This is a genomic window from Peredibacter starrii (genome assembly GCF_034259205.1).
GTDB lineage: Bacteria > Bdellovibrionota > Bacteriovoracia > Bacteriovoracales > Bacteriovoracaceae > Peredibacter > Peredibacter starrii.
The window spans coordinates 1,099,564-1,111,793 of record NZ_CP139487.1 but is presented as its reverse complement, the minus strand read 5'-3'; the positions used below and the strand labels follow the sequence as shown (position 1 = coordinate 1,111,793).

Sequence of the window (12,230 nt, the reverse complement as noted above, 5' to 3'; positions counted from 1 at the left end):
AACTTAAGAAAATGAGATTTTGATTAGTTACGAGCTTGGGAAAAACTTGGGCCTACAGCATCCAGGGCATTTTAGTCATCAATGAGGCCAAATTAGCTCCGTGCTTGGGGTCAATAAGACCACTCATGCCAAACATTGTAAGTTATACATTAATCCCCTGTTTCACTCGGGAATTTGGTATGAAGTTCGCACCAATATAAGGAGTCTTCTATATGAAAGTCCTCTTTGTTCTTCTTGCTCTCACTACTTCCCTATCAACTTATGCCCAAGAAAGAGTCGAACTACTTTCTGAAAAGGTATCAGTTAATTCCGATGCAGCAGTTGTTGTTCGCACCAATAAAACACCAGAGACAGTGGTGATCACATTTAAAGTGCCCATGGCCAACTCAGTTTGTGAGCGCTACGAGACACGTTATGTAGTTCGTCAGTCCTCTACTTATTGCGGTGAAGATGTTCGTTATAACCGCGTGCGTGTTCGTCGCTGTGTTCAGACCGATCCTAATAATGGTCGCTGCGTTCGCTACCATGAAGAATGGAGAGAAGAGCGGATTTCAATCCCTCGCACTTGTCCGGTTCCAGAAACTTACTGTGCTCAATACGGGACGGCGGTGACTCGAGAAAACGATGAAATGAAAATCCGCTTCAAGGACCTTCCATCACTTGGAGATTCAGAGGCAGAGACATTTGAAATCAAGGCCCGTCAGAAGTCATATGACGGTGAGAACGTGGTTTACGATGTGAAGCCACTTGAGACACTTAGAGAGTATAAAGTGTCTCAAAAGAAGATCCTCGGATTTAAACTTGATAGCTATGTAGTTGAAGAAAAATAATAAGACCTACGTGTGGGCCTTTGGGCTCACACGTATCTCTCTGACTTGTCTTTTGAAAGTACGATCTCGCCCTTATCTCTTAAACGAATAACCACATCCATGATCTTCTTCTGAGCTTCCAGAACTTCTGAAAGCGGACGAGGTTTTCCCTTTAAGTAATCTTCCACATCACGTTTCATATTGGTCGAGAACATGTTGAGGAGATGATCAGTCACTTCCTTACTGGCCCCGCGAAGAGCCAGCCCTAGAACATCCAGATCGATGTCTTGAAGAAGGCGTTTCATCATGGCAACCGTTAGGTATTTCAGATCATCAAAGGTCACGAGGTTTTGTTTTAACTTGATGGCCATCTCAGGATCCTTACGGGCAATCTCTGCGATGAGAGACTGTTGGGCCGCAAGGTCTAGACCCTGGAGCATTTCGATTGCTTGTTTCAGACCATCAATTTTTTTATTCATTAAACACTCAAATAAGGATTTTCTTGTGCCAAGTGATTACGTACATAATCATCGACAGCTTCTTCCAGTTTCATGAATTTAAATTTCGGCAGGGCCTTCTTTAATTTACCCATGTCCGCCTGCGTGTAGTACTGATACTGGTTTCTTAGTTCAACTGGCATATCGATGAAGGTAATTTTTGGTTTAATGTCCATGGCAGCGTAAGTTGCTTTCACCAGATCATGGAAACTTCTCGCCTCGCCTGTTCCAAGGTTATAAATCCCGGAAATTGACGGCTTCTTTTTACCAGCATCGATTAAAGCGATCATGGCACGAACCACGTCTTTTACATAAACGAAGTCACGAAGCTGCTCGCCATCTTTGTAGTCAGGACGGTGAGATTTGAAGAGTTTTACTTCGCCCACTTCTTTAATTTGATTGAAAGACTGGAACACCACTGAGCTCATTTTGCCTTTGTGGTACTCATTCGGGCCAAATACGTTGAAGAACTTAACTCCGAACCAAACTTTTGGTTTTTTCGTTTGTTTTAGAATCCACTCGTCAGACAGCTGCTTTGAGTAGCCATACTTATTAAGCGGAACGAGTTTTGCGATCCCTTTATGATCATCCGAATAGCCTTGCTCACCGGCGCCGTATGTAGCGGCACTTGAAGCGTAAACGATTGGGATATTTTTCGTCGTGGCCAAGGCCAGAAGCTTGTTAGTGTATTCAGTGTTGTTCTTATACAAGAAATCCATATCCAGTTCAGTCGTCGCTGAACATGCACCCATGTGATAAATCGCTTTAAGTCCGCCCTGCTTTTTCCAGATGGGGTGGTCGAACAGGTCTTCTACCTGAACAAATGAATCGTATTTAAGGCCACGGAGGTTTTTCCACTTATCGCCTGTCTCGAAATGGTCACAAAGAAGCAGGTCTTCGATTCCAAGAGCATTTAATTCTTTTACAATCACGCTACCGATAAAACCGGCGGCACCAGTTACTAAAATCATGGGTATCCTTTATTGAAATAACCCCCCTATCATAGATCATTTTCCTCGAAAGTTTGAGTTTTGATTTTCATGGCGTCGTGCAAAAGTTTGAATTCACTTGGATGCCCTCCGGAGACCAATTTGTACGGTTATCCAAACCTCGAAATATGCTTTGAAATCAGTAGTTTTTGGGTTAAAAATCCCCCTTATTTCATAGAGGAGCGAACATGAGCGGCAACTGGATGGTTGAGGAGTTTTTCCATAAGACTTTCTCAATGGGTTTTAAAATCAAAGAATACCTTCACTCTGAGCAATCAAAGTTTCAGAAGATTGATGTTGTTGAAACTGACTCAGTTGGAAAACTGCTTCTTCTTGATGGCAAGACCATGGTGTCTGACAAGGACGAGTTCGTTTACCACGAAGTAGTTTCTCACATCCCATATATGGTAAGCCGCAACTGTAAAAAAGTTCTGATCATCGGTGGCGGTGACGGCGGTGTAGTTCGTGAATTCGTAAAGCACCCGGATATCGAGCGCATTGATCTGGTTGAGATCGATGAGCGCGTGATCGAAGTTTCTAAAATTTATTTCCCGGATTGTACTTCAGGTCTATCTGATAAGCGCGTTCGTGTTCTACCAGAAGATGGTTTCGCTTTCATTAAGCGCGCTAAAGCTGAATACGATATCATCGTAGTTGATTCAACTGACCCGGTTGATTTCGCTTCAGGTCTTTTCACTGATGAGTTCTACGCTGACGTGTATAACGCTCTTACAGAAGACGGTATCATGATGAACCAAACTGAAAATCCATTCCTGGATGAGTTTGGTATCAAGAACATCTACAACAACATGAGAAAAGTGTTCCCAATCGTGAGCTCGTTCAATGCTCCGATGCTTATTTACCCTGGTGTTTACTGGACGTTCGGTTTCTCTTCTAAGAAATACCGTGCGACAGATCTTAACCCAGCTAAGATGGGCCACATGCACTCTCTTCAGAGATCACTCAAGTGGTACAACATGGACTGGCACAAAGGAACATTTGCCATCTCTAACTTCCACAAGCAAATGATCGGTCAGGAGTAATATGACAAATAAAGAACCTCGTTTAATTAAAGAAGTTGAAGGATTAGAGCCGCAAAAGCCGTTCATCGGTACTCAGTACGCTGAGGCGATCTTCTCGCACTCAACTCACATCATCGGCTTCTGCTTTGACGGTACAACATCTTTCCGTCCAGGCGCTCGTTTCGCTCCAAGTGCCATTCGTGAAGCTTCATATGGTCTAGAGGACTACTCTCCGTACCTGGATAAAGACACTCAAGACTACAACATCATCACGATGGGTGACCTTCCGACTTATCCGTCGAAGTGGCACCTTACGAATGAATTCTTCATGGAAATGACGAAGGACCTTGATCTTAAAAAAGACGAGATCAAATTCGTTACTCTTGGTGGTGAGCACTCAATCTCTTACGGCCCAATCGTAACTTATATGAAGAACTACCCTGATCTCGTTCTTCTTCACCTAGATGCTCACACAGACCTTCGTGATGGTTACCTTGAAGAGAAGTATTCTCACGCTTCGATTATCCGTCGCGTGCTAGATCACTTCACTCCTAAGAACCGCTTGATCCAATACGGAATCCGTTCTGGACCTCGCCAAGAGTTCAACTGGATGAAAGAGAACAAGACGCTTGCTTCATCTCTTAAAGAGTGTTGTGAGTGGTTGGAAGGAATCGATGATTCTCGTCCGATCTACTTAACTCTTGATCTGGATTTCTTTGATCCTGGTTTCTTCCCTGGTACAGGTACGCCTGAGGCCGGTGGTGAAGATTTCCACGGCTTCATGAAGATCCTTAAGATCCTTAACCGTAAAAACTTCGTAGGCGCAGATATCGTTGAGCTAGCTCCAATGCTGGACGCTACTAACAACTCTTCTTGTTTTGCTTCGAAAGTTACTCGCGAGATTATGCTCGCGATGAATAAGTAATTCTTTTCTTTTACTTCCGCTGGCCGCCGCTGGCGGAAGTAATTTTTTTAACTCCGCACATTCAAGCTCATTAAATTCTCAGGCTTAGCAGTCTGAAACTTTCCCATTTTTTTGCATCTCGAGAGTCAGTACTCAAAAAACTTCCATGACGCCCAATGAAGGGCGCCTTCTAACAAAAGGTATATGTTATGGAAGACATAATTAGGCGCGGTCGTGCCCACGATACTGACTCTGTTGATTCTATTATTACAGCTCGCTGTAATACTTAGAATGAACTAACGAGGTTTTAGGGGAAGTGTTCACAGCACTTTCCCACCTGGTTATGTAAAAGTAGTCTAACAGTTTTGCGCAATTGAAATCAATGTCCAAAAGGTGCCAGGTTGAGTGCCCAACTTTTCTTGCGCTGACCGCTTCCTGCCTCCAAAGACACAATTCCTAACCCCTTGTATTATCAAAGTTAAAGCACTGAAAACCTGTTTGGTCTTAGTATAAGTGAATTCAAAAAAGGAATCCCCTTATGCAAAAGATGAGTCGTCTCGAAGGTAGTAAAGAAGTACGTCGTGTCTTGAATCGTTTTGGTGTGGATCTCGGTCAATGCCAGTACGGAGTTTATGGACGCGAAATTTGTCTCACTGGTTACCTTATGAAGACGGACGGCTCAGAGTTTGGGGGTCAGGAAATTGAGTATATGATTCACGAATTCCAGGCCATCCTTCGCGGCTATACCGTACGTGGAGATATGGAGAACTGGAGATTCTCATCTGATCACATCGCGAGCTTAGGTGGCGAAGAGGAAGAAGTACAAGAAGAGTCGTCGGAAGAAGCGGCCTAAGCTTCTTCTTCTGGTTCTGATTCTGACGTCGTTTCATCAGACATGTACTTACGGTGCAGATATGGGTGAACAATCCATGCCACTGCGATAATTCCGATTTCATAAAGAATCATCATCGGAATCCACACACACATCATCGAAAGAATATCTGGTGTCGGCGTAATCACCGCTGCCGCAACTGCAAAAGCAACTGCAAGGTAGCGACGCATGTTACGAAGCGAGTACTTCGTCACAAGACCCATAAAACCTAGAATAATAATCACGTTGGGCATCTGGAAGAGAATCCCCAGGAACACCAGAACTTTTGAAGAAAGAAGTAAGTAGTCTTGAAGGTTCAGCATCGCCTCAACGTTCTGAACACCAGAAGAAATAAGCGTCTTAAATGTGAACGGGAAGATCACATAGTAACCAAAGGCCACACCGGCGATGAAAAGGAGGAAGCCCACAAAAATGAAAGGACGGATCGCACGGACCTCGCTTTCATAAAGACCAGGTTTAATAAAGAGCCAGGCCTCGCGGAACCAAAACGGACTCGCCAAAGCAACACATGACCAGAAAGCAATTTGAAGTTCGGCCAGGACCTTATCAAGAAGTCCTGTGAACACGACCTTCCCCTGCGTCCCGATCGCTGCGCGAAGAGGTGCTAGAAGGAACTCTTGGATGTCAGTTGAGAAGTAGTAACAGATACCAAAAGAAACCACCAAAATGATGAGGACACGGATAATCCGCGTTCGAAGCTCTTCTAAATGCTCCATAAAGGTCATTTCTTTCATGCTCTCCATCATAATCGGAAGAGTATTTTCTGTCTTATCTTTTCTGAATTTAGGGGTAGAATAAGCCTATGAAATGTATCGTCATTATTTGCAGCATGATCATGTCCCTTAATCTTTGGGCCTCCGCCCGGGACACTCAAATCCTAAAATGCCTGGGTGAAGAGGAACGTCGTCTGCATTTGGCGAAGGATACTGGTCCTATCTATGACCTTAATCAGCGCATGATTGCTGAAATGGTCCAGATTCCAAATGTGGAACTTAATCCGGCAGAATACCAGAAGATCTGCGGTGGAAAGAAGTTTTCGGAGTCGTGGAAACTTCTGGAGCAATCCATCCTGAAAGGGCGTGAGCTTTTTGTGGTTTCTGGCAAAGTCGGTGGCATGCAAAGAGATATGGCCCTGGGAATGGTGGATGATTACGTCGATGCCACTCGTGAAATTCTTTTAACTTTCATTTCGCAAATTCAGGCGCTCTCGCCTACTCCAACTTGCTTGAAAGAAGAGATCCCTTCTTTGGACAATTTCTTTATCGAGATCAAGTACCTTCAAGAAGATGTAGATATGAAAACGATCTTTAAAGGGAAAGATGAAAAGATTTTTGAGGAACTAAAGAACTATCCGCGCGCTTTTGAAAAGTGTCGTGCACGTCTTAAGAAGAAACCTAAGTCACCATCAACTGAAGCACCTAAGAAGTCCTGAAGCTTCTTAGCAATTGCCTCTTCCTCGCGCTGAGTGACCTCTTTATCAAAAGAGATCTGGACCTGTTTGCCCTTCATGCTCTTTACTTCCATTTTCCAGTCTTGTGATTCCGGAAAACACGAAAGCATGTAATCGATATCAAGAAGCCACTCTGCCACTGGACGCTCTTTAAAGTGGTGAGAATGTTTTTTACTCTCGTGCAGAACCACCCAACGATTAAGCTGAGGCACACATGAGCGACAGCCCATGCCTGCTTTGGTTTCACCCGAAAGGCTTTCTAATGTCGGAGTTTCATTTTTCTGAAGATGCTCAAGCACATCTGCTTCACGAATACCAAAACAGCGACAGATTAAAGGACTCGTTTCCTGATAGAGATAATCTTTGCCACGAAAGTGATCGAGGGTCGCTTTCAAAAGTTCGAGGGGTTTACAGAAAAAATCATCCTGCGTTTCCTGACGGAAGTCCCAGAAGGTTTGATCTTCTTTGAAAGCAGACTCAAAAGTGCTCCAGTTAAAATGCAGGGCCTCAGTCAAAGTCTTATCAATAAGGATTTTACAGAGGGCCGCGAGCCATGGAGACGCAGGTCCTGAATAATTAGCTCTTAGAATTGTATCTTTAGTATCGAAGCGAAGAAAAAGTGTATGCGCCTCGAGAGTCAAAGACACTGAGGCGTCATCCATCACTTTATTAGATGAATTTTCCGAAATGAGATCTTTAAATTTTATCATCGGCTTCTGTCCACTCTTCCGGAGAGAATTGTGTCAGGATCTCGTGGCCAGACTCAGTAATAAGAATGGTGTGTTCAAACTGAGCAGACCAGGATTTATCTTTTGTTACAACGGTCCACTCATCATCAAGAAGTTTGCAGTGGCGCTTACCAAGGTTGATCATCGGTTCAACCGTGAAAGTCATGCCCGGACGCATTTCAACGCCAGTGCCTTTCTTCCCAACGTGAACGATCTGCGGCTCTTCATGGAATTTTCTTCCAATCCCGTGACCACAATACTCGTGAACAACTGAGTAACCATTATCGTGGGCCATCTCTTCAATCACAGCGCCAATGTCACCAATGCGAGCACCCGGTTTACAAACCGAAATACCGGCCATCATACACTGCTGAGTGATCTCTACAAGTTTCTTCACTTCTGGTTTTACGTCACCCACTAAGAAAGTGTAGTTCGTATCGCCGTGAAAGCCCTTCCAGATGGTAGTCACATCTAGATTGATAATATCGCCGTTCTTCAAAAATTCTTTTTCAGATGGAATCCCGTGACAGATCACTTCATTACGAGAAGTACAAAGTGACTTAGGAAAACCGTGGTAGCCCAGGGTCGCAGGAATGCCGCCGCGATTAATGGTGTACTCATGACACATTTTGTTAATGTCTTCAGTACTCATACCAATTTTGAGATTCTTACCTAGGAAATGAAGCGTTTTCGCCGCCATCTTTCCTGCTTCTCTCATAACTTCAATTTCGCGTGCCGATTTAATAGTGATCATAGTGCTTCCCTTATACACTTTTGACCTGATTTAAGCTAGTTTGAAGAGATGAAAAGGTTCCAAGTCATTAGAACTCATATATCGCCCTATCAGAGACAGGAATTCATTTCTGATGAAAAGGCCATGGTTGAGGAGTTCCCGCTCCTGAATTATGAGACACTTGCCTCATTTAAGGACCTTAAAACCATTCTGGTGACTAATACTCATACCCAACTAGCAGACATTCCAGAGGACCTCTTAAAACAGACGGTTCTGATTATTCATCCTAATTCGGGCTATGATCATTTTACTGGGGAGCATGCGCTCTGGAAAAACATCCCGCTGGTGGTGGGCCATACCATCCGCGCTCAGGCAGTGGCCGAGTACTCCATTGGAGCAGTATTTGAAGGGCTGCAGGAACTGCCTCAACATCTTTCATGGAACAAAGACCGAAAGTGGGACCGCACCCTTTTAAAAGATACTCCGGCTTGGGTCTTCGGATATGGTCACATTGGAAAAGTCATCGCGGACACACTTAGTGTTTTAGGCATGAAGGTCACAGTGGTTGATCCATTCATCAAGCATTGCCCGCATAAACTTCTTCCGGATTGGCGCCAGGGAAATCTTTCAGAGGCCCGAGTGATCATTACGGCCACAAGTCTTAATCAATATTCTCGTCACATGTTTAATAAAGAGTTTTTCGATTCGCTTTCAGATGAAGTGCTGTTTATCAACGGTGCTCGCGGGAAGCTCGTGGAAGAGAAAAGCCTTAAAGAATATCTTCTCACTCATCCCAAGTCCTTTGCCTTTCTGGATGTGTTTGAGAAAGAACCCTTCGGTGAAGATTGGCATGGCTTTCCTCAGGTGTGGAAGACCAGTCATATCGCCGGTGTGGAAAAAAACTTAGATGATAAAATTCTCGAGTTCGAGAAGTCCGTCCTTCGCGACTTTCAAGAACTGGATGAAAATGAATTCTTTGCAAAATATGAGAAGGAACTCTTGCAGAATAAGTGGATCAAAGGAGTGCTAGTTTGAAAGAGATTGAACAACTTTTAACTCTACCGGGTAACGGTGTCTTCACAGTGAACACCGGGAAAGAGAAAAAAGAAAAACTGATGCAGGCCTATTACGGAACAAAAGACGTAGAGAAGGCAAAAGCAAAGTGGAGTAAAACTTTTCAAAAGATGACCCCGGATCGTCCGTGGGTGATTGGTATTCCTTCTGATAATGGCGGCGGAATTCAAAGAGGTGCAAACTGGGGACCATTGGTTCTTCGTCAGGAAATTCTCTCTCAGCATAAAAATTTTTTGGACCTCGGTGACGTGCGAGTGATCCCTCACCTGCTTCACGATAAATATTTGAACGATGAGACGCTTAAACTTTGTCGTAAAGCACTTTACGGTAAGGCGAATAAACTTCCGGTTTCTCCTCTGAGTATCGCGGAACGTGCTCTTCATGATTTATATAAGGCCCATCCTTCTGCGCGCATTCTAGGTTTTGGGGGAGATCACTCAACCAGTTACCCTCTGGTGAAAGCGTGGCTCGAGAGCCGTAAGAACTTAAAGAAAGCGGCGTTGCTCCACTTTGATGCTCACACTGATCTTTTAGATCGCCGATTAGGCATTGATATTTGTTTCGGGACCTGGACGTATCAGATTCTGGAACACCTTGCGACTCCTGATCACGTGGTTCAAGTGGGAATTCGCTCAAGTGGTAAAACCAAGAAGTATTGGAAAGAGCACACTGGAGTTGAACAGCTTTGGGCCCATGAAGTGATTAAATGGGGAGTTGAAAAAACTTATAAGAAGATTCGTGATCAATATAAAAAACTCGGTGTGGAAGAAGTCTACGTGAGTTTTGATATCGATGCTCTGGATGAAAAGTTTGCTGCTGCAACTGGTACTCCGGAGAAAGAAGGTCTTTCACCGACTGATTGCGCTGCTCTTCTTCGTCTTCTTTCAGATGATTTTAAAATCACCGGAGCTGACTTGATGGAAGTGGCACCATTTGTGTGGCCCGCGGGAGTTGAACCTCGTGACCAGCAAAGTTCGCTCACAGTGGCCGGAGACATGGCCCGCGTTCTTCTGGAAGTACTCGCCAAATGAAAAGAAAGATCGTCTTCCCTCCGGTAGACACGGCCAATGAAGATGGGCTTGTTGCTGTCGGAGGAGATCTTGAAGTTGATACGCTGATTGAGGCCTATCGCCGAGGAATTTTCCCTTGGCCACTATCTACCTGGCCTTTGAATCGAGAACTTCCTAATACCTGGTTTTCACCTAATCCCAGAGGCGTGCTGTTTTTTGATCGCCTACACGTCTCGCGCTCGTTTGTGAAATTTCTGAAGAAAACTCCTTATACCGTGACCTTTAATCAGGCATTCACGCAGGTGATTCATAACTGTGCCAAGATGGTCAGAAAAGATCAGCCCGGCACCTGGATCACTCCGGGAATCACGCGTGCTTATGAAAAGCTATTTCAACAAGACCTCGCCTACTCAGTTGAGGTGTGGGATGGAACTCGCATTGTGGGCGGTTTATACGGCGTTGTGATGGGAGATTTTATTTCAGGCGAGTCTATGTTCACGATTGAGGACAACGCCGCTAAACAAGGTTTTTACACGCTTATTTCGCATCTTGAATCCAAAGGAATAAACTGGATCGACACTCAAATGGTGACGCCGGTAGTGGAACAATTTGGAGGGATTTATATTTCTCGTCCAGATTTCCTGCGTGAATTACAACAGGTCGACTGGACGAGAGAGAAGAAAACGATTTTTTAAGCGTGAGCGTAGCTCAGTTTAAGACGTTGGTTGGCCATATAAGTACGACGAACTTCACGCATAAACACACGTACTGACTTTTCAAGTTTTACTTTTTCACCGCGCCAGTAGGCCTCGATTTTAAGTTTTAAATCCTGATAGTTAAGATTCAATTCCGCCGCTAGTTCTTCACAACGTTTTTTGAAGCGGTGATCTTTTTCAATCAATTCAGCAAACTTCTGGCTGAACTCTTCTTTAAGAGTTGCCGGAGAATAAACGTTTTTAAGTTCGGCCAGTTTAAACTTATTCAGCATCTTCAAATAGAAGAAACCAATGTCGAATTCAAACCAACGGTGGCGGAATGAACACGAACGCATGTGAGCGTGGTGATTATTGTGATCAAGCTCACCACAAATGATGAAGTTAAGCGGTAAAAGGAAACCAAGGTTACGGCTGTTATCCGTTGTTACATGGTTTCTGTATCCCCACCAGTGAGCAAGAGCGTTTACTCCACCAATCGCGAAGATCGGAGAAACTAAGAAGTTAAGGATTGATACTAGTCCACCCCAAAGTGGCCCGAACATAACCATCATAAGTCCTGTCAGAATGATGGGACCTGTGAATGAATTATTGAACATGAACTTTTCCAGTTTATTCGTTGGAATCGTTTTCTTGATCTTCATAACTTCCGGCCAGGACTTAGCACGAGTGTAATCAAACACTCCTAAGAATAGAGCGTGAACCAGACCTTTTTGAAGCGGGCTATGCGGATCTTTTTCCTGATCTGAATGAGCGTGGTGCCAGATATGAACTGATACCCAATCAACTTTAGAGAGTGACGTCACCATCCATAACCAAACCTGCATGGGCATATCGACCCACTTATTAATGATCACGCCTTTGTGAGTGTGATAGCGGTGAAACGATAAACTCATGGCGGTGATTGTTACGTGAGCAACCACTAAGGCATAAATACTCAGGATGATGAATGGATGAGCGGCGATTAAATCACCGAAGAAACCATTAACTCCGATTGTTTTTGAAATGAAGAAGAACGAGGCACCGTATGCCAGTGCTAACGTTGAAATCAATTTGATCATGACAAATCCTTATCAAGACTGATGTAGACGAGGAGGTTCTGATGTCATCTCTAGTATTCCGGGAGGAGCTAGTTCAACACATAGGCCGCAAGCTATACATCCACGATCATCAATTATGAAGGCGGATGCCGTCACTTTAATCGCTTGAGTCGGGCACATTGTCTCACAGAGTTTAGACTCTTTCCAGTTGGCCAAGAGCGCGGAATTACCAGTAAATCGAGGAATTCTTTTGAGACGAGGCGAATAGAAATAAAGCTTATTAGGCCACTCTGTTTTATGCAGTTTAAAGGCCTTAAAAACCTTTTCTCCAGTCAATTTTTTGGCCTGGCGATTGTTCCACATCGCGCG

Annotated in this window: 14 protein-coding genes; 8 read left to right on the top strand and 6 right to left on the bottom strand. The window is 44.2% G+C overall.

Features of this window, described 5'->3' with window-relative positions:
- Nucleotides 1-212 precede the first annotated feature (212 nt).
- Nucleotides 213-830, top strand: a complete 618-nt coding sequence (locus tag SOO65_RS05555; protein ID WP_321398182.1) for a hypothetical protein — start codon at nt 213-215, stop codon at nt 828-830.
- 26 nt (nt 831-856) lie between these two features.
- Here SOO65_RS05555 and SOO65_RS05550 read toward each other — a convergent pair whose 3' ends face one another.
- Together SOO65_RS05550 and rfaD are read right to left on the bottom strand one after the other, a co-directional pair.
- A complete protein-coding gene (locus SOO65_RS05550; protein ID WP_321398180.1) occupies nt 857-1,288 on the bottom strand; it encodes a FliG C-terminal domain-containing protein in 432 nt (143 codons plus the stop codon).
- Nucleotides 1,288-2,277, bottom strand: a complete 990-nt coding sequence (rfaD, locus tag SOO65_RS05545) for an ADP-glyceromanno-heptose 6-epimerase (RefSeq protein ID WP_321398177.1) — start codon at nt 2,275-2,277, stop codon at nt 1,288-1,290. The genes SOO65_RS05550 and rfaD overlap by 1 nt, the downstream gene beginning before the upstream one ends.
- 206 nt (nt 2,278-2,483) lie before the next feature.
- Between rfaD and speE the strand changes: the two genes are divergently transcribed.
- The 3 genes from speE to SOO65_RS05530 all read left to right on the top strand — a co-directional run bounded on the left by speE (nt 2,484) and on the right by SOO65_RS05530 (nt 5,074).
- Nucleotides 2,484-3,338: a polyamine aminopropyltransferase gene (speE, locus tag SOO65_RS05540; RefSeq protein WP_321398175.1), complete on the top strand. Its 855-nt coding sequence runs from the start codon at nt 2,484-2,486 to the stop codon at nt 3,336-3,338.
- 1 nt (nt 3,339) lies between these two features.
- On the top strand, nt 3,340-4,242 hold the full coding sequence (gene speB / locus SOO65_RS05535) for an agmatinase (RefSeq protein WP_321398173.1): 903 nt from the start codon (nt 3,340-3,342) through the stop codon (nt 4,240-4,242).
- A gap of 517 nt (nt 4,243-4,759) precedes the next feature.
- Nucleotides 4,760-5,074: a hypothetical protein gene (locus SOO65_RS05530; RefSeq protein ID WP_321398170.1), complete on the top strand. Its 315-nt coding sequence runs from the start codon at nt 4,760-4,762 to the stop codon at nt 5,072-5,074.
- On the opposite strand, the gene tatC is transcribed toward SOO65_RS05530, so the two are convergent.
- Nucleotides 5,071-5,847 carry a twin-arginine translocase subunit TatC gene (tatC, locus tag SOO65_RS05525; RefSeq protein WP_321398168.1) on the bottom strand — a complete coding sequence of 259 codons (777 nt, stop codon included), beginning with the start codon at nt 5,845-5,847 and terminating at the stop codon, nt 5,071-5,073. The genes SOO65_RS05530 and tatC overlap by 4 nt on opposite strands.
- A gap of 68 nt (nt 5,848-5,915) precedes the next feature.
- Between tatC and SOO65_RS05520 the strand changes: the two genes are divergently transcribed.
- Nucleotides 5,916-6,545: a hypothetical protein gene (locus tag SOO65_RS05520; protein ID WP_321398166.1), complete on the top strand. Its 630-nt coding sequence runs from the start codon at nt 5,916-5,918 to the stop codon at nt 6,543-6,545.
- On the opposite strand, the gene SOO65_RS05515 is transcribed toward SOO65_RS05520, so the two are convergent.
- Both SOO65_RS05515 and map read right to left on the bottom strand, forming a co-directional pair.
- Nucleotides 6,461-7,273 (bottom strand): (2Fe-2S)-binding protein, encoded by an 813-nt coding sequence (locus SOO65_RS05515; RefSeq protein WP_321398164.1) that lies wholly within the window; start codon nt 7,271-7,273, stop codon nt 6,461-6,463. The two genes, SOO65_RS05520 and SOO65_RS05515, sit on opposite strands and share 85 nt — an antisense overlap.
- Nucleotides 7,260-8,045 carry a type I methionyl aminopeptidase gene (map, locus tag SOO65_RS05510; protein ID WP_321398162.1) on the bottom strand — a complete coding sequence of 262 codons (786 nt, stop codon included), beginning with the start codon at nt 8,043-8,045 and terminating at the stop codon, nt 7,260-7,262. Before map ends, SOO65_RS05515 begins: the two co-directional genes overlap by 14 nt.
- 48 nt (nt 8,046-8,093) lie before the next feature.
- On the opposite strand from map, the gene SOO65_RS05505 reads away from it, so the two are divergent.
- From SOO65_RS05505 to aat, 3 genes are read left to right on the top strand one after another with little or no spacing between them, the layout of a single operon-like run.
- Complete coding sequence (locus tag SOO65_RS05505) at nt 8,094-9,059, top strand: NAD(P)-dependent oxidoreductase (RefSeq protein WP_321398159.1); 966 nt, start codon at nt 8,094-8,096, stop codon at nt 9,057-9,059.
- Nucleotides 9,056-10,129 carry an arginase family protein gene (locus tag SOO65_RS05500; RefSeq protein ID WP_321398157.1) on the top strand — a complete coding sequence of 358 codons (1,074 nt, stop codon included), beginning with the start codon at nt 9,056-9,058 and terminating at the stop codon, nt 10,127-10,129. The genes SOO65_RS05505 and SOO65_RS05500 overlap by 4 nt, the downstream gene beginning before the upstream one ends.
- Nucleotides 10,126-10,803 carry a leucyl/phenylalanyl-tRNA--protein transferase gene (gene aat / locus SOO65_RS05495; RefSeq protein WP_321398155.1) on the top strand — a complete coding sequence of 226 codons (678 nt, stop codon included), beginning with the start codon at nt 10,126-10,128 and terminating at the stop codon, nt 10,801-10,803. Before SOO65_RS05500 ends, aat begins: the two co-directional genes overlap by 4 nt.
- Here aat and SOO65_RS05490 read toward each other — a convergent pair.
- Nucleotides 10,800-11,882, bottom strand: coding sequence for a hypothetical protein (locus tag SOO65_RS05490; RefSeq protein ID WP_321398153.1), 1,083 nt, complete (start codon nt 11,880-11,882; stop codon nt 10,800-10,802). The two genes, aat and SOO65_RS05490, sit on opposite strands and share 4 nt — an antisense overlap.
- Nucleotides 11,883-12,230: the final 348 nt, after the last annotated feature.